The organism is Faecalibacterium sp. i25-0019-C1, from assembly GCF_042854225.1.
In the GTDB taxonomy this organism is placed as follows: domain Bacteria; phylum Bacillota; class Clostridia; order Oscillospirales; family Ruminococcaceae; genus Faecalibacterium; species Faecalibacterium taiwanense.
In genome coordinates this window covers 131574-146582 of sequence record NZ_AP031428.1, presented here as the reverse complement: position 1 = coordinate 146582, position 15009 = coordinate 131574, and the positions used below count along the sequence as shown (strand labels likewise).

At 58.6% G+C, this 15009-nt stretch carries 16 protein-coding genes; 8 read left to right on the top strand and 8 right to left on the bottom strand.

The annotated features are described in order from the left end of the window. Nucleotides 1-60: 60 nt before the first annotated feature. A complete protein-coding gene (locus ACGHUK_RS00715; protein ID WP_120080428.1) occupies nt 61-1047 on the top strand; it encodes a glycosyltransferase in 987 nt (328 codons plus the stop codon). A gap of 53 nt (nt 1048-1100) precedes the next feature. Here ACGHUK_RS00715 and ACGHUK_RS00710 read toward each other — a convergent pair whose 3' ends face one another. Next, nucleotides 1101-1823: a LytTR family DNA-binding domain-containing protein gene (locus tag ACGHUK_RS00710; RefSeq protein WP_005943753.1), complete on the bottom strand. Its 723-nt coding sequence runs from the start codon at nt 1821-1823 to the stop codon at nt 1101-1103. A 108-nt stretch (nt 1824-1931) separates the two neighbouring features. On the opposite strand from ACGHUK_RS00710, the gene ACGHUK_RS00705 reads away from it, so the two are divergent. After that, nucleotides 1932-2804: a glycosyltransferase gene (locus ACGHUK_RS00705; protein WP_097774548.1), complete on the top strand. Its 873-nt coding sequence runs from the start codon at nt 1932-1934 to the stop codon at nt 2802-2804. 14 nt (nt 2805-2818) lie between these two features. Then, nucleotides 2819-3724 carry a glycosyltransferase family 2 protein gene (locus tag ACGHUK_RS00700; protein WP_390574602.1) on the top strand — a complete coding sequence of 302 codons (906 nt, stop codon included), beginning with the start codon at nt 2819-2821 and terminating at the stop codon, nt 3722-3724. 75 nt (nt 3725-3799) lie between these two features. Here the strand turns inward: ACGHUK_RS00700 and ACGHUK_RS00695 are convergent, their stop codons facing one another. Next, entirely contained in the window at nt 3800-5599 is a 1800-nt protein-coding gene (locus ACGHUK_RS00695) for an aminopeptidase P family N-terminal domain-containing protein (protein ID WP_390574601.1), read from the bottom strand. A gap of 471 nt (nt 5600-6070) precedes the next feature. On the opposite strand from ACGHUK_RS00695, the gene ACGHUK_RS00690 reads away from it, so the two are divergent. Genes ACGHUK_RS00690 through ACGHUK_RS00680 form a run of 3 tightly spaced genes read left to right on the top strand, consistent with a single transcriptional unit; the run spans nt 6071 to nt 8764 of the window. After that, nucleotides 6071-7300, top strand: a complete 1230-nt coding sequence (locus tag ACGHUK_RS00690) for a CobW family GTP-binding protein (protein WP_332375798.1) — start codon at nt 6071-6073, stop codon at nt 7298-7300. A 29-nt stretch (nt 7301-7329) separates the two neighbouring features. Beyond that, nucleotides 7330-8292, top strand: a complete 963-nt coding sequence (locus ACGHUK_RS00685; RefSeq protein ID WP_390574600.1) for an outer membrane insertion C- signal — start codon at nt 7330-7332, stop codon at nt 8290-8292. A 25-nt stretch (nt 8293-8317) separates the two neighbouring features. Continuing rightward, the gene (locus ACGHUK_RS00680; protein ID WP_005943772.1) at nt 8318-8764 is read left to right on the top strand and encodes a hypothetical protein; all 447 of its coding nucleotides are present in this window, start codon (nt 8318-8320) and stop codon (nt 8762-8764) included. A 49-nt stretch (nt 8765-8813) separates the two neighbouring features. On the opposite strand, the gene ACGHUK_RS00675 is transcribed toward ACGHUK_RS00680, so the two are convergent. The 4 genes from ACGHUK_RS00675 to ACGHUK_RS00660 all read right to left on the bottom strand — a co-directional run bounded on the left by ACGHUK_RS00675 (nt 8814) and on the right by ACGHUK_RS00660 (nt 11649). Continuing rightward, nucleotides 8814-9503 (bottom strand): Crp/Fnr family transcriptional regulator, encoded by a 690-nt coding sequence (locus tag ACGHUK_RS00675; RefSeq protein WP_005943776.1) that lies wholly within the window; start codon nt 9501-9503, stop codon nt 8814-8816. 6 nt (nt 9504-9509) lie between these two features. After that, the gene (locus ACGHUK_RS00670; RefSeq protein WP_223388366.1) at nt 9510-10367 is read right to left on the bottom strand and encodes an NAD(P)/FAD-dependent oxidoreductase; all 858 of its coding nucleotides are present in this window, start codon (nt 10365-10367) and stop codon (nt 9510-9512) included. A gap of 188 nt (nt 10368-10555) precedes the next feature. Next, nucleotides 10556-10885 carry a branched-chain amino acid transporter permease gene (locus tag ACGHUK_RS00665; RefSeq protein ID WP_005943786.1) on the bottom strand — a complete coding sequence of 110 codons (330 nt, stop codon included), beginning with the start codon at nt 10883-10885 and terminating at the stop codon, nt 10556-10558. Then, a complete protein-coding gene (locus tag ACGHUK_RS00660; RefSeq protein WP_223388367.1) occupies nt 10882-11649 on the bottom strand; it encodes an AzlC family ABC transporter permease in 768 nt (255 codons plus the stop codon). Before ACGHUK_RS00660 ends, ACGHUK_RS00665 begins: the two co-directional genes overlap by 4 nt. A 401-nt stretch (nt 11650-12050) precedes the next feature. Between ACGHUK_RS00660 and ACGHUK_RS00655 the strand changes: the two genes are divergently transcribed. Beyond that, the gene (locus ACGHUK_RS00655) at nt 12051-12356 is read left to right on the top strand and encodes a hypothetical protein (RefSeq protein WP_338427759.1); all 306 of its coding nucleotides are present in this window, start codon (nt 12051-12053) and stop codon (nt 12354-12356) included. A 49-nt stretch (nt 12357-12405) separates the two neighbouring features. Here the strand turns inward: ACGHUK_RS00655 and ACGHUK_RS00650 are convergent, their stop codons facing one another. Next, a complete protein-coding gene (locus ACGHUK_RS00650) occupies nt 12406-12867 on the bottom strand; it encodes a MarR family winged helix-turn-helix transcriptional regulator (protein ID WP_005943797.1) in 462 nt (153 codons plus the stop codon). A 90-nt stretch (nt 12868-12957) separates the two neighbouring features. After that, nucleotides 12958-14622, bottom strand: coding sequence for a Na+/H+ antiporter NhaC family protein (locus ACGHUK_RS00645; protein WP_097781122.1), 1665 nt, complete (start codon nt 14620-14622; stop codon nt 12958-12960). Between the two features lie 72 nt (nt 14623-14694). Here ACGHUK_RS00645 and ACGHUK_RS00640 point away from each other — a divergent pair, with 72 nt between their 5' ends. After that, a complete protein-coding gene (locus ACGHUK_RS00640; RefSeq protein WP_097774539.1) occupies nt 14695-14874 on the top strand; it encodes a hypothetical protein in 180 nt (59 codons plus the stop codon). Nucleotides 14875-15009: the final 135 nt, after the last annotated feature.

Here is a 15009-nt window from a genome sequence, read left to right as displayed (position 1 = left end):
AATACACTCTGTGATTTTTAATATAAAGGTATAATATCCGTAAAGAGGAGACCTTCCGTCATGAACAACCCACTCGTCAGCATTATCGTGCCTGTGTACAACGTGCAGAATAGTGTTGCCCGCTGTCTGGAGAGCATTTGTGCCCAGACATGGAAGAATATCGAGGTCATTCTGGTCAACGACGGGTCCCGGGACGAAAGCTTTTCCATCTGTGAGCAATTCCGTGAAAAGGACCCCCGCATCGTTCTGGTGGACAAATCCAATTCCGGTGTGTCGGAGACCCGCAACTGCGGCATGTCCCTTGCAAGGGGCAAGTATGTGCAGTTTGTGGACAGCGACGATTATCTCGACCCTGATTTTACTGAGCGGCTGGTGACTGCCGCCGAAGCGAACAACGCTGATCTGGTCATTGCACCTTACTGGATGGTGATTCCCGCCAACTCTTCCAAGGCCACGCAGGCACTGGAAAACCTGCAGGAGAACCTTGGCATCGATGCCGAGAAAAAGCCCGATGATATCCGTGAATACGGCTTCCTGCCCGAGGGCATCTACGACCGCGATACCTTTGCCCTGCGCCTGATGGAGAAGCCCGCATCCTTCTTCTACAGCGTGCTGTGGAACAAGCTCTACCGCCGGGATATTCTGGCAGACCATCATCTGCAGTTCACCAGCGAGGTGCGCTGGGCCGAAGACCTGGTTTTCAACCTGGAATACATTTTGTACGCCAATGTTTTCGTATCCATTTCCAAAGCGGGCTACCACTATGTGCAGAACCCCCAGAGCATCTGCCACACCCAGATCAATCTGGCTTCCATCGTGCAGAACAAACTGCAGGTGTTCCGCTATTACAAGGAGCTGTACACAAAGCTGGGCCTGTACGATCAGGTGCAGCCACAGCTGTATAAATTCCTGACCGCGTTCTCCGAGAACGCCTATCCCTCCGGTTCTCCCCAGAAGATCATCATGGACATGGCCAACCACTGGGGCTTTGGTGTTCTGGATGCTTCCGACAAGGAAAAGAAACACAAAACCGAACCCGATGCCTGACCTCCGGGCACGAAAAAAAGAGCCGTGAAAGCGGCTCTTTTTTGTTTGCCATTTTACCGGTCGATCCAGCTGCGGAAGGCTTCGCGCACTGCACCCTCCCGTCCGCGCGGGATGGGGATGCGCGCACCGCTGCACATCTGCAGCTCGCCCGCCGTCAGCAGCTGTGCCGCCGCCAGATTGACCACATAGGAGCGGTGCGGCTGCAAAAAACGCCCGTCTTCCAGCAGCGGCTTTGCTACCTCGGCAAAGGACACCCGCAGCGAAAGGGACACTACATCCTCGCCGCTGAGCAGATGGAAGTGCACCACATGGTGGGTGCACTCCAGATATTCGATCTGCGCATAGGCCAGCGCCCGCAGGCCTTCGGCGGTGACAACGGTCATTGCCGGGCCGTACTCCGGCTCGGTGGCGCGGGCAAGCAGGGCCGAAAGCTCCTGCTGGTGCACCGGCAGAAGCAGATACTGCATGGCATCCACCCGGAAAGCGCTGTAGGCGTGGGCCGGTGTGCGGGCCGCAAAGGCCAGCGGAGCCCTGCGGCCCCGGCGGCGCAGCTCCGCAGCCGCCGAAAGCCCTGCCGGAGCCGCTACAGCGCCCAGCTCGATGAGATACAGGTCAAACCGTTCTCCATCGGTGTCCCGGCGCAGCAGCGCATCTGCATCCGGCAGCTGCTGCACGATGCACGCATCCTGCCGCCGGGCAAAATATTCCATGCACTGGCGTTCCAGCCCGCTGCGCAAGGCCGCGTCCGGGCTGCATACCGCAATGTGAAATACCATCTCACATTCTCCTTTCCGCCAGCCGCCCGCCTTGATTTTTGCGCAGGGCTGGAGTATGATAAATAAAACTTTGCTGCATCGAAAAAAGAAAAAACGGAGGGACCCGCCATGCCGCAGCCGCTTGTCAGCGTTATTGTGCCCGCCTATAACGCGGCGGGCTTCATCTCCCGCTGTGTGGAGAGCATCACATCCCAGAGCTACCCGGAGCTTGAGATCCTTCTGCTGAACGACGGCTCCACCGACGACACCCTTGCTGTCTGCCGGAAGCTTGCTGCCGCCGACAGCCGCATCCGTGTGGTGGACAAGCCCAACACCGGCGCAGCAGACACCCGCAGCTGCGGCCTTGCCCTTGCCCACGGCGAATACATCCAGTTTGCGGACAGCGACGATCACCTGCTGCCGGGCTGCACCGCAAACCTGGTGGCTGCTATGCAGCGCAGCCATGCCGACCTTGTGCTGGCTCCCTACCGGATGATGGTGCCCCGCAAGGATGGCGGCTATGACACCCGGGAGTACAGCCTGCTGCCCGCCGGGGTGTACAACAAGGTGGATTACCTGTGGCAGCTCACCGGCAATGCCGCTGCCTTTTACTACGGCGTGCTCTGGAACAAGCTCTACCGCCGGGATCTCATCCAGATGGCGCACATCCGGTTCGAGCATGTGGTATACGCCGAGGACCAGCTGTTCAATACCCGGTATCTGCAGGTGGCACAGCGGTTTGCCGCCATCGACGAAGCCGCCTACTGCTACATCCAGAACCCGCAGAGCGTATGCCATACGCAGGTGAGCGCGGCGGACATGCTGCGCCACCGCAGCCGGATGTACCACACTTACAAGGAACTGTGCATCCAGCTGGGCGTGTACGATAAATTCCGCCTGCGGCTGCACGGCATCTATCTGAGCCTGTTTGAAAGCCCTCTGCCCAACGGCCCGGTGCAGAAGCTTTCCGACGCATTTGCCCGCACCCACAGCCGCATCTGAGAAAAGGAGAACCTATGGAATTTCCCCTTGTAAGCATCATCGTGCCCATGTACAACACTGCCGGGTGCATTGCCCGCTGTGTCAAAAGCATCTGCGCCCAGACTTATAAAAGCATTGAGATCCTGCTGCTGAACGATGGCTCCACCGACGACACCCTTGCCGTCTGCCGCGCCCTTTCCGCCAGCGACCACCGCATTGCACTGGTGGATAAAACCAACACCGGCGCAGCGGATACCCGCAATCAGGGCATTGCGCTGGCCCACGGCAAATACATCCAGTTTGTGGACAGCGACGACTGGCTGGCCCCCGATTTTACGGAAAAGCTGGTCTCCGCCGCCGAGGCCCACACCGCCGATCTTGTGATCGCGCCCTTCTGGATGGTGTACCCGGAAAACTATGTGGAGCACATCCGCCCATGGGAAAAGGCACTGCAGCATGTGCTCCAGCGCAATCCGCCCCGCACCCGGGCCTATGGCTATCTGCCTGCCGGGGTGTACACCGGACAGGAGTACGCAAAGCATCTGATCCAGAAGCCGAACACCTTCTACTATGGCAGTCCCTGCAACAAGCTCTACCGCCGTGACCTCCTGCGGAAGCACAGCCTCCATTTCCGCAAAGAATTGTTTGCGGAGGATCAGCTGTTCAACACCGAATATCTGCGCTATGTGCGCACCGCCGTTTCCATCCCGGACATCGGCTATTACTACCTGCAGAACAGCCAGAGCGTCTCCCACTCCAGAGTGACCACCGCCGACATCCTTCGGCTGCGGCGGCGGGTGATGCTCCTGTACCGGGACATCTACACCGAACTTGGCATCTACCCGGAAACGCGGGCGGCCATCCTGCGTTCGCCCTTTGGCGAAAACGAGTTCACTCTTCCGCCGCTGGACACCCCACAGACGCACTGCTGCAAGCTGTGACCCTATAAAAAGCACCCGGCTGCCGCCGAGAGCCGCTCTGGCTCCTGCACGGCTCCGGGTGTTTTTTGCGCTTTCTCAGCAGCCGATGGCGGCACACTTCTCCGCCAGCCAGCTGCGCTCTTCGTCGTTCAGGTGCGGTGCCAGCTTTGCAAACACCTGACGGTGGTAATCGTTCAGCCATGCGATCTCGTCCTTATCCAGCACACCGGGCAGGATGGGAGAGGTGGCAATGGGCACGAACATCAGCGGTTCAAAACCAAGGAAGGTACCGTACTGGTTATCGGCCTTGTGCACGCACACCAGCTCGTTCTCGATGCGGATGCCCACGAGGTCGGTCTCGTAAACGCCCGGCTCGTCGGTGACCACCATGCCGGGACGCATAAGCACGGAGTTGGTGCCGCGCAGGCTGTGGGGGCCTTCGTGCACATTGCCCACAAAGCTGACGCTGTGACCGGTGCCGCAGCGGTAGTTGATGAGGTGCCGCCACAGCGGTTCCCGGGCAATGGTGTCGATCATCTTACACTCGCAGTAATCCAGCCAGACGGCCTTGGCAAGGTCGATGTGGCTCTGCAGAGTCCATGTGTAGAAGCGCTTTTCGTCCTCGGTCAGCGGGCCAAGCGGGTAGGTGCGGGTGATGTCGGTGGTGCCGTCCATGTAGGTGGCACCGCTGTCCACCAGCAGAAAGCCCTTCTTTTCCAGCACAGCGTGATCTTCCGGGGTTGCGTGGTAGTGCATCATGGCTGCGTTGCCGCCGTAGGCCGCAATGGTGCCAAAGCTTTCCACAAGGAATTTATCGTCCGCACTGCGGTACTTGTGCAGAATTTCATCCACCGTCAGCTCGGTCAGGGTCTCACCGGCAGCAAGGCGGCTTTCCAGCTCGATCTGGAACCGCACCATGGCCACAGCGTCCCGGATATGGGCCTGCTTTGTGTGGGCAAGCTCCGTTTCGTTCTTCACGCCCTTCATCATCAGCAGCGGGTCGGTGCCGTCCTTCACGGTGAAGGCAGGGTTCTGCTCCAGCACCTGATACACGGCGTAGTTCACCGTGGAGCACTCGGCCAGCACGGTCTGGGGTTCCGTCTCAGCAGCGAGGAACTTCAGCACATCGTCGTACTCCGCCAGCGTGATGCCGTTGGCTTCCAGCTCTGCCTTTGCCTCCGGGGTGACGCGGGCCGTGTTGATGAAGAGTACCGCGCGGCTGGGGGTCACATAGCAGTAGGCCATGGCATAGGGAGTGCACTCAATGTCCATGGCGCGCAGGTTCAAAAGCCATGCCAGATTATCCAGCTTGCCCACAAACTGAGCAGTGCAGCCCAGCTCCTTGAGCTTGCTGCGCAGCTGATCCAGCTTTTCCGCCGGGGAGAAGCCCGCATATTCCTTCGGCAGGATCCACGCTGGGGTATCCGGCAGGGCAGGGCGGCCCTCTGTCCACAGCTCGTCCTCAAGGTTCAGGGTCTTGATGGAAGCGCCCTTCTTTTCCAGTGCCTTTTTCAGGTCGTTCACGAGGGCCGTGCTGGCGGTCAGGCCGCACAGGCCCAGTGCTTCGCCCTCATTCAGGGCATTTGCGCAGTATTCCTCCACGGTGGGCACGCCGGGTTCCCCCATGCGCTGCAGCTTGATCTCGGTACCCGCAATTTCCTTCTCGGCCTGCACAAAATAACGGCCGTCGGCCCACAGGGCGCTCTCGGTGCGGGTGACCACGAAGTTGGAGTTCTCGCCGTGGAACCCGGAGAACCAGGTCAGGCTGGTGTAATGGCAGGGCAGGTATTCGCTGGCGTGGGGATCACCCACAGGGATCAGATAAACGGCCACGCCGTTTGCAGCCATGGCGGCACGCAGCGCGGCAAGGCGCTCGGGTACGGTATTCATGCTCATAATGACAGCTTCCTTTTTTCTATGGCCGGACCGCCGGAAAAGCCCCCGGCGGCAGGGAATTTTTCTGTGTCCTATTGTATCATTCCGGGAAAAAGATTGCAATGCAGGGGCGGGACGGTTTGGAATGACCTCCGCTTGCCGGGGAGCATCCTCGCCCTCTCAGTCTCGCATTCGCTCGACAGCTCCCCCAAAGTGGGAGCCTTTGGCAGTCCATGCAAAGTATATCATTATGCCAAGGCCTCTCCCTTTGGGAGAGGTGTCACCGTAGGTGACGGAGAGGGCGAGCCCGCTGAAGAAGAGAACATTTTTCGCCTTTTCCCCGAAAACGCAACTTTCTTGCAAAAAAAGTTACAATTTTTTCTTGAAAAAGGCCGTTTTCCCATTGACAGCCTTGTTATAATAGGAGTGTAAGTTTTTTGAGCCAGCACTCTGCGGCTCTGTGTGCTATTCGAAGAAAGAGGCAATTGAATCATGACCAAAATCGATATTTTCTCCGGCTTCCTTGGTGCCGGTAAAACTACCCTGATCAAAAAGCTCATCAAAGAGGCCTTTGCCGGCCAGCAGGTGGTGCTGATCGAGAACGAGTTCGGCGAGATCGGCATTGACGGCGGCTTTCTGAAGGAAAGCGGCATCCAGATCAACGAGCTGAACGCCGGCTGCATCTGCTGCTCTCTGGTGGGCGACTTCCGCACCGCCCTGCAGCAGGTGGTGGAGCAGTACCACCCCGACCGCATCGTCATCGAGCCCTCCGGCGTGGGCAAGCTCTCCGATGTGACCCGCGCTGTGGAAGGCGTGGCCGAGCATCTGGATGTGCAGCTGAACAGCTTTGTCACCGTGGCCGATGTGAACAAGGTGAAGATGTATATGAAGAACTTCGGCGAGTTCTACGACGACCAGATCAGCCACGCAAGCTGCATCCTGCTCAGCCGCACCCAGACCGCCAGCGAAGAGAAGATCGCCGCTGCGGTCGCCATGCTGCGCGAGAAGAACCCCACCGCTACCATCGTGACCACCGCATGGGACGAACTGACCGGTGAGCAGATCCTGAAGGCCATGTCCACCAAGGACGACTTCAAGGCAGAGCTGATCGCCATGGCTGCAAAGGCCAATGAGGAGCACGCCCACGAGGACGAGGAAGAAGAGCATCACCACGATCATGACGACCACGACCATTGCTGCTGCGGCCACCATCACGACCACGATGATGACGACGAGGACGAGCACGAGCATCACCACGATCACGATGAAGATGATGATCACGATGAGCATGAGCACCATCATCACGATCATGATGACCATGACCATTGCTGCTGCGGCCACCATCACGACCACGATGATGACGATGATGACGACGAGCACGAGCATCATCACGACCATGACGGCCACTGCTGCTGCGGCCATCACCACCATCATCATGACCACGATGCCGACGAGGTATTCACCAGCTGGGGCGTCGAGACGGCCCGCAAATTCACCAAGGCAGAAGTGGAGCACGCCCTCACCGAGCTGGATACCGGCAATTACGGCATGATCCTGCGCAGCAAGGGCATCGTGAACGGCGGCGCAGACGGCTGGCTGGAGTTCGACTATGTGCCCGGCGAATGGGAAGTGCGTGCCCGCGGTGCAGATGTGGGCGGCAAGCTGGTCGTGATCGGCTCCAAGCTGAACGAAAAGGCCATTGCAGAGCTGTTCGGCTGCTGAGCTTAAAGTAAAAAGGAGAAACCATTCCTATGGCAAAAGAAATTCCGGTCTACCTGTTTGTGGGCTTTCTGGAAAGCGGCAAGACCAAATTCATTCAGGAGACCTTTGAAGACCCCAACTTCGACTCCGGCGACAAGACCCTGCTGCTGATCTGCGAGGAGGGCGAAGAAGAGTATAATCCCAAAAAGTTCGCCTTTCCCGGTGTGACCGTCAAGGTGCTGGAAGACAAGGCCGAGCTGAACCCGCAGAATCTGTTCAAGCTGGAAAAGGAATCCGGTGCAGGCCGTGTGGTCATTGAGTACAACGGCATGTGGCTGCTGCAGGATCTGGCCGAGGCTCTGCCCGAGAGCTGGATCGTGTACCAGTGCATCGCCACCGCCGACGGCACCACCGCCCTGACCTACGCCCGCGACAACTCCATGCGCAGCCTGCTGCTGGACAAGATCGCCCGCAGTGAGCTGATCGTGTTCAACCGCGCTGAGGCCGTGAACAACGATGCCGCCCGTCAGGAGCTGCACAAGCTGGTGCGTCAGGCTTCCCGCAAGTGCGATATCGCCTACGAGTTTGCCGACGGCAGCGTGGCCTACGACGATATCCCTGATCCGCTGCCCTTTGACATCAACGCGGACATCATCGACATTCCGGATGACGATTTCGGCATCTGGTATATGGACTGTCAGGACGAGCCCCAGAAGTACACCGGCAAAACGGTCAAATTCCTTGCACAGGTGTGTCAGACCAATCGTGCCGGCAAGAACAGCTTCGTGCCGGGCCGTTTCGCCATGACCTGCTGCGTGCAGGACATCCAGTTCGTTGGCTTCCCCTGCAGCTACGATGGCTACAAGGCGCTGGAGCAGCGTGCATGGGTGCGGGTGACCGCAAAGGTAGGCTACAAGTTCCACAACATCTACCGCGGCAAAGGCCCGGTGCTCACCGCCATTTCGGTGGAGCCTGCCGAAAAGCCGCTGAACGATGTGGTAACATTCTCTTGATCTGATCTTTCAAGGAGGTCCCGGCATGAAAACACTGTTTCGTATCCTTGGCACGGCCGCTGCTGTGGCCGTTACCGGTGCTGCCATTGTGGCACTGGACAAGATCCTGAACCAGAAAGACCCGCTCCATGTGGAGGAAGTAGAGTTCCCGGAGGACGCCGAGCAGAACGCTGAGGAAGCCGCCAAGACTGCCGAAGCCTACGCCGAAGCGGAAACCAAAGCCTCCGATGCTGCCAACGAAAAGGCTGCAGAAGAAGCTGCGCCGGAAGCTCCTGCCGAAGAAGCCTCTGCCCCGGCGGCACCCGCGGAGGGCGGTGAGAAGCCGGTGTTCGACCCGGAAGCTCCCAACCAGAACCCTGTGGAAGCAGGCCCCGCCGTTGCTCCCAAAGACGAGAGCGGAAAATTCGACCCCACCAAGATCGCCGAAGCCAGCGACTTCGGCGACTGGGAAGAACAGGGCTGCAAAGGATAACCTATGACCCAAAAAGGGACGATGTGATGTTCACATCGTCCCTTTTTTGTTATTCTCCTCTTGCCAGCTGCTGCAGCTTTTTCCTGTCCAGCACCTGCACGCCGCCCCGGAACAGCCGCACCCAGCCCTCCTGCGCAAAGTATTTCAGCATCCGGCTCACCACCTCGCGGGCAGACCCCATGTATTTTGCCATCTGGTCGTGGGTCATGCGTACCTCATCACCGCCGGTCTTGGCCAGCTCATCGGTAAGAAAAATGGCAAGCCTGCGGTCTGCGCTCATGAACAGCACCTGCTGCATGGTCCACATGCTGTCGGAAAAGCGCTCCGCCGTCATTTGGTAGGCGTAGCAGCGCACATGCACGTTCTGCTGCATCAGCCTGCGGAAAACGCCCGCGCTGATGCAGTAGGCCTCGGTGTCCTCTTCGGCATCAATATACAGGTCGATGTTCACCGAGTCCATCACGCAGGAGGCCGACAGGATGCACACCTCCCCGCCGAACAGGCGGTAGAGCGTCACGTCCCGCCCGTCCTCCGAGAGCAGGTAGGCCCGCAGCTGGCCCGAGCGCAGCAGCAGGATGCCCACACAGCTTTCCAGCGGGCTGTGCACCCTTGCCCCCTTTGCGTAGTGCACCGGCCGGGTGTAGCGGCAGAGCATGTCCTGTTCGTCAGGTGTCAGGTCGTTCCAGAAGGGAAAACCTTTGGCCAGACAATCGCGGTGTTCCTTTGTTGTTTCCGACATTGCTTTTCATCCTTTCCGCAGGGCCTTGGCGGCTTCAGTGCCCGCCTGCGCGCCCTCATACACGGCCTTTGCCATCTGCAGAAGGCCGCCGGTGCAGTCGCCCGCCGCATACAGGCCGGGCACGGTGGTCTGCATTTTTTCGTCCACCACGATGCGGTTCCCGTCCACCTCTGCGCCGATCTTCCTAGCCAGTGCGGTGCTGCCCGCCACGCCCAGTGCCACAAATACACCGCTGACAGGCAGCTGCACACCGCCGGACAGCTGCACGCCGGTGACAACGGTTTCGCCCAGAACAGCCTCCACGGCCTGCGGATGGACTGTGACCTCCGGCGGGAAGTCCGCCGTCAGCGGTGCGCCGTTGGTCAGCAGAGCAACACTTTTTGCCACCGGCAGCAGGGCCTGCACCTCGTGCAGGGCATACTCGCCGCTGCCCAGCACCGCCACGTCCTTTCCACGGTAAAAAAAGGCGTCACAGGCGGCACAATAGCTCACGCCGTGCCCCTCCAGCCCGGCAAGGCCCGGGATGCGCGGCACCGCCCGGGATGCACCCGTGGCAAGGATCACAGCGTCCGCCGGGTAATTTTTATCCACTGTTTCTACGGTGAGTTTATCCGTATAGGTCAGGCCCACGGCTTCGGCTGTGACGAATCTCACACCAAGGCGCTTTGCATTCTCGATGCTGCGGCGTTCCAGTTCCGCACCGGAGACCGGCTCGGCAAAGCCATAATAGTTTTCAATTTTTTCGGCGCGGTCCAGCGCACCGGGGCCTTTGGTGAGCACCGTGGTATCCACCCCGGCGCGGACAGCGTACAGCGCGGCGGAAATGCCTGCCGGGCCGGAACCTATAATGATGATGCTGGGCATGGGAAAACCCTCCTTCGGATGCATTTTTCTACAGTATACACCTTTTTTTGAAAAATTTCCGTGACCGGGTCGCAAAGCATCGGTTTTTCGGACGGTCCTGCTCCGGTTCGCTGTCAGCGGATCGTCCCATGCACAAACGCGCTGTCGTACAGGAATCTTCCTGCTCGGCAGCGCGCTTTTTTCTTTCTTCAGAACACCAACTGCACCAGCAGCACATAGCACAGCGTACCGCCTGCGACACTGAGCAGGGTCTCATGCTTCCACTTGTGCAGGCCCACCGTTACCAGCAGGGCGATGGCCTCCGGAATGCCGCGGCTGCCCGCAAAAGGGGTGACGCTTTTCAGGCAGTAGACGATCAGCATACCAAAGATGGCGGCGGGCAGCACCCTGCCCAGATACCGCACCACCTCCGGCGGCTGCTGATCCTTGGAAGAGAACACCACAAAGGGCAGAAAGCGGGTGAGCATGGTGGCGGCGGTGCACACTGCAATGGTCAGGCCCATCTGGACTGCGGTCATGCGCCCACCTCCTCGCCGCTTTTTTCTGCTTCAGTGCCTTCGGCCTTTTCGATCGGTTTACGCAGAGCCAGCAGCAGGATCAGGATGCATCCCATGGAGGGCAGCAAAAAGCTGCTGGAGCCAAAAAGCACCAGACACGCCAATGGGGCAGCAAGGCCGATCAGGGCGCTGTAGTGCTGCCGGTCCTTTTCCCACTGGTTGAGGAAGATTACCGTGAACATGGCGGTCATCACAAAGTCCACACCCTCGGTGCTGAAGGGCAGCACCGAGCCCACCACCGCGCCAAGACCGGCACTGGCCACCCAGTAGCACTGATCCAGCAGGGTGATGAAGAACATGAACCAGCCCCTGTCCACCCCTTCCGGCGGCTCGGCCGAACAGGTGATGGAAAAGGTCTCGTCGCTCATGGCAAAGATCATATAAAAGCTGCGCAGGCCGTAGCCCTTGTAGCGTTCCAGCATGGCAAGGCCGTAGAACAGATGCCGCGCCTGGATCATGAGCGCCATCAGAAACGCCGAAAGGGGTGAGAACGCACTCAGCAGCAGGCTTGCCAGCACAAACTCCAGCGAACCGCCGTACACCACGGTGCCCATGAGCATGGGCATCCACACCGGCAGGCCCAGCGATTGCACATAAATGCCATAGCCCATCCCCAGCACAAAATAGCCCGCCAGCACCGGAATGGTCTGCGGTGCGGCGGCACGCAGTGCCCGCCATACGGTGCTCTGCCGCCTTGTCAATTGTTGTTCGGTTACGTGTTCCATTGGCCTTTCCCTCAAAATACGATGCCGGTTTCCTCTTTGGCCTCATTGCCGCCGATAAACCCATTCTCTCGATATGAATATGTCTGTATTATAACAGGTCTCACGGCTTTTGCAAAGGTGTATCCCCACTGCTTTTGGCAGAACGACAGATTTTTTCTTTAAATTTTATGCAATTTTTAACGGATACAAAGTGACTCGCGGTCAGCGCTTTATTATTTTAATGCAGTAAAGGTTCTTTGCGGGATCCTGTTCCTGAAATATTCCTAAAATGCCGTTTGTGCTTTCGTCATACTCATTTGACAGATGCCTTCTTTTCCGGTATCCTGTCCGTATCGCAAGGACGGCGGGCCGAAAGCACCCGCCTTTTTTCGTTCATTCTGTATTTGGCGGGAGGACATTTTATGGCAACCATGAAGGACATCATCCAGAGCCCGCTGCTGCCGGCCCTGTTCGGCTCCATGGCGCTGGGCCTGTTCGCCAGCTCTGCCAGCGGCAGCAAGGTGGTCAAGGGCGGCATCAAGGGCGTGCTGCCGGTGCTCATCATCATGACGGTGCTCTCCCTCGCCGCACGCCTTGCAGGCTACGGCTCCGTGCTGGGCGGCCTTGTGGGCATCTTCATCATCGTAATGCTGCCCATCGGCGTCCTTACCTCCTATGTGCTGTGGAAAAAGGGCAAGATCCAGGTAGTAGATAAAGAGCAGAAGTAAGGGGAAACAAAAGAACTCCCGGACATCCGTCCGGGAGTTCTTTTGTTTCTTATTCTGCCTTTTCGTCCTTCTTGAGCATATCCAACTCGGGCATCAGCTCGGTGCTCACAATGGTGAGCATCTCCTCCAGCTTTGCACAGTCCTCGGGTGAGAAGCGCTCTCTTGCGCGCTCCACCACAGTGTGCAGGTAGGAATAGCTGATGTTGTAGTAATCGATATACTTCTGGGTGGGGCGCAGGTGATACTCGCGCCGGTCGGTGGTGGACTGGATTTTTTCCACATAGCCCTTCTTCACCAGACTGCCGATCTTATACGCCGCGTTGGGGGTGGAGATCTGCATCATGCGGGAAAACTCCGCAATGGTGGGTTCGCCCATGGCCATGATGCCCTCCATGCAGAAGGACTCCACCGTGGTCAGCGTGGCTTCCCGGGTGGCAAAACGCTGAAAAATGTTCTGGTAGAAATGCAGCTTGAATTTGGTGTATACGTCCTGAAATGCCTGTTCCAGCATAGGTCGTGTGCCTCCGATAGTTCATTTTATTTAAAAATACCACGTTTTGGCCGCGGCGCAAAGCGAAACAGCTGAATTTTGGGCAGGAATTTATTCTGCCGCCTTTTTGTTCGTGCGCACACGGATCACGCTGAGCACCACCAGCTCTACGGCAATGGCAACGGCCAGCAGGATCAGCGAGGTGAACAGGCTGCCGTTTGCGCCAAGGAAAGCCTGTGCAATGCCCGTGATCACATAGCACACTGCCGCGCAGGAAGCCGCCGTAATGGCGTAGGGCAGCTGGGTGGACACATGGTTCACATGGCTGCAGTGGGCACCGGCGGATGCCATAATGGTGGTGTCCGAGATGGGGGAGCAGTGGTCGCCGCAGACGGCACCGGACAGGCATGCCGCAATGGAGATGACCAGCATCTCGCCCTCCGGGAAGGCATGGCACACGATGGGGATGAGGATGGAGAAGGTGCCCCAGCTCGTGCCGGTGGCAAAGGCAAGGAACACTGCCACAAGGAAGATGATGACCGGCAGCATGTACTGCAGCGCCGCAGCAGAGCCACTCAGCAGGTTGGCAACGTAATATTTTGCGCCCAGCAGGCCGGTCATGCCGGACAGGGTCCATGCAAGGGAGAGGATCAGCATGGGGCTGACCATGGCCTTGAAGCCCTCGGGAATGCAGGCGGCAAAGTCCTGAAAGGTCATCACATTGCGCACGCGGTAGAACACAAAGGTGAACAGCAGGGCAATGCTGCTGCCCAGCACCAGACCTGCAGAAGCGTTGCAGTCCGCAAAGGCGGTAACGAAGTCCACGCCCTCAAAGAAGCCGCCGGTGTAGATCATGCCGAAGATGCAGGCCACGATCAGCACCAGCACCGGGGCGAGCAGGTCTGCAACATGGCCGCAGGTATCGGTGCCATCGTCCACATCGTTGCCGTAGGGACGGTCGGCGGTGGTAAACAGGTCGCCGTTTTTGGCGTTGTCCTCGTTGAGCTTCATAGAGCCAAAGTCCGTGCCGGTGAAGATGAGGAACAGGCTCATCACGATGGTGAGCAGGGCATAGTAGTTATAAGGAATGGTGCGCAGGAACATGGTAAAGCCGTTGATGCCGGAGCCTTCCGGCACGCTGGAAGTGACCGCAGCTGCCCAGCTGGACACCGGCGCAATGATGCACACGGGTGCTGCGGTGGCATCGATCAGATAAGCCAGCTTTGCGCGGGACACCTTCTGCCGGTCGGTGACGGGGCGCATGACAGAGCCCACGGTCAGGCAGTTGAAGTAGTCGTCCACAAAGATCATCACACCCAGCAGCAGAGTGGAAAACTGCGCACCGGCCCGGGAGTGGATGTGGGTGGAGGCCCAGCGGCCGAAAGCTGCCGAGCCGCCGGCCTTGTTCATGAGGGCCACCAGAATGCCCAGCATCACCAGAAAGATCAGAATGCCCACATTGCTGCTGTCCGACAACTTGGCCACCATGCCGCCGTCTTCGTTGAAGAACAGGGTGTTGATGGCCAGCTCCAGATTGCCGTTGGCATACAGCAGTGCACCGGATGCGATGCCCACCAGCAGAGAGGTGTACACCTCCTTGGTGTTCAGCGCCAGTACAATGGCGATCACCGGCGGCAGCAGCGAAAAGATGGTGCTGTACACCGCACAGGTATAGGTGGACGGGTCCGCGATCTTGCCGGGCGTTGCCGCTGTGCACCACAGCAGCAGGGCAAACACCAGCAGAGCTGCGAACCATGAAAGGTTCTTGTTTTTCATAACGGATTCCTCTTTTTTCAAATTTCCGGGGATGCATACCCCTCTTTGCGCAGGAAAAACTATCCCCATCGAATGCAAAGGGAGGTGTGCGCCGCGCCGGACTATAAAGCGATGTATTTTGAGCTGTTCCGGGCCAGCGTGCAGGCCGCCCAGCTCTTGCAGGACGCGCAGAAGCGTGCCGAGCAGCACCTGCTGGAAGCTGACCCGCCGCCGATCCGATTGGAGCAAACAGAGCAGACGGATGAAGAATAGTTTTCTTCGGTCAGCGTCCTCGCCCTCTCAGTCACCTTCGGTGCCAGCTCTCCCAAGGGGAGAGCCTTTGGCAAAACCGGGAACTTTACCGTACTGCCAAAGCCTCCCTCATTGAGAAAGACTTCCCCCGGCCGG

Bases quoted from the DNA above. Each gene is read 5' to 3' on its own strand.
- ACGHUK_RS00675 (WP_005943776.1), bottom strand. From the start codon at position 9,503: ATGTCGGAAACAACAAAGGAACACCGCGATTGTCTGGCCAAAGGTTTT.
- ACGHUK_RS00705 (WP_097774548.1), top strand. From the start codon at position 1,932: ATGCCGCAGCCGCTTGTCAGCGTTATTGTGCCCGCCTATAACGCGGCG.
- ACGHUK_RS00680 (WP_005943772.1), top strand. From the start codon at position 8,318: ATGAAAACACTGTTTCGTATCCTTGGCACGGCCGCTGCTGTGGCCGTT.
- ACGHUK_RS00655 (WP_338427759.1), top strand. From the start codon at position 12,051: ATGGCAACCATGAAGGACATCATCCAGAGCCCGCTGCTGCCGGCCCTG.
- ACGHUK_RS00665 (WP_005943786.1), bottom strand. From the start codon at position 10,885: ATGACCGCAGTCCAGATGGGCCTGACCATTGCAGTGTGCACCGCCGCC.
- ACGHUK_RS00695 (WP_390574601.1), bottom strand. From the start codon at position 5,599: ATGAGCATGAATACCGTACCCGAGCGCCTTGCCGCGCTGCGTGCCGCC.
- ACGHUK_RS00660 (WP_223388367.1), bottom strand. From the start codon at position 11,649: ATGGAACACGTAACCGAACAACAATTGACAAGGCGGCAGAGCACCGTA.
- ACGHUK_RS00640 (WP_097774539.1), top strand. From the start codon at position 14,695: ATGCAAAGGGAGGTGTGCGCCGCGCCGGACTATAAAGCGATGTATTTT.
- ACGHUK_RS00670 (WP_223388366.1), bottom strand. From the start codon at position 10,367: ATGCCCAGCATCATCATTATAGGTTCCGGCCCGGCAGGCATTTCCGCC.
- ACGHUK_RS00710 (WP_005943753.1), bottom strand. From the start codon at position 1,823: ATGGTATTTCACATTGCGGTATGCAGCCCGGACGCGGCCTTGCGCAGC.
- ACGHUK_RS00650 (WP_005943797.1), bottom strand. From the start codon at position 12,867: ATGCTGGAACAGGCATTTCAGGACGTATACACCAAATTCAAGCTGCAT.
- ACGHUK_RS00715 (WP_120080428.1), top strand. From the start codon at position 61: ATGAACAACCCACTCGTCAGCATTATCGTGCCTGTGTACAACGTGCAG.
- ACGHUK_RS00645 (WP_097781122.1), bottom strand. From the start codon at position 14,622: ATGAAAAACAAGAACCTTTCATGGTTCGCAGCTCTGCTGGTGTTTGCC.
- ACGHUK_RS00685 (WP_390574600.1), top strand. From the start codon at position 7,330: ATGGCAAAAGAAATTCCGGTCTACCTGTTTGTGGGCTTTCTGGAAAGC.
- ACGHUK_RS00690 (WP_332375798.1), top strand. From the start codon at position 6,071: ATGACCAAAATCGATATTTTCTCCGGCTTCCTTGGTGCCGGTAAAACT.
- ACGHUK_RS00700 (WP_390574602.1), top strand. From the start codon at position 2,819: ATGGAATTTCCCCTTGTAAGCATCATCGTGCCCATGTACAACACTGCC.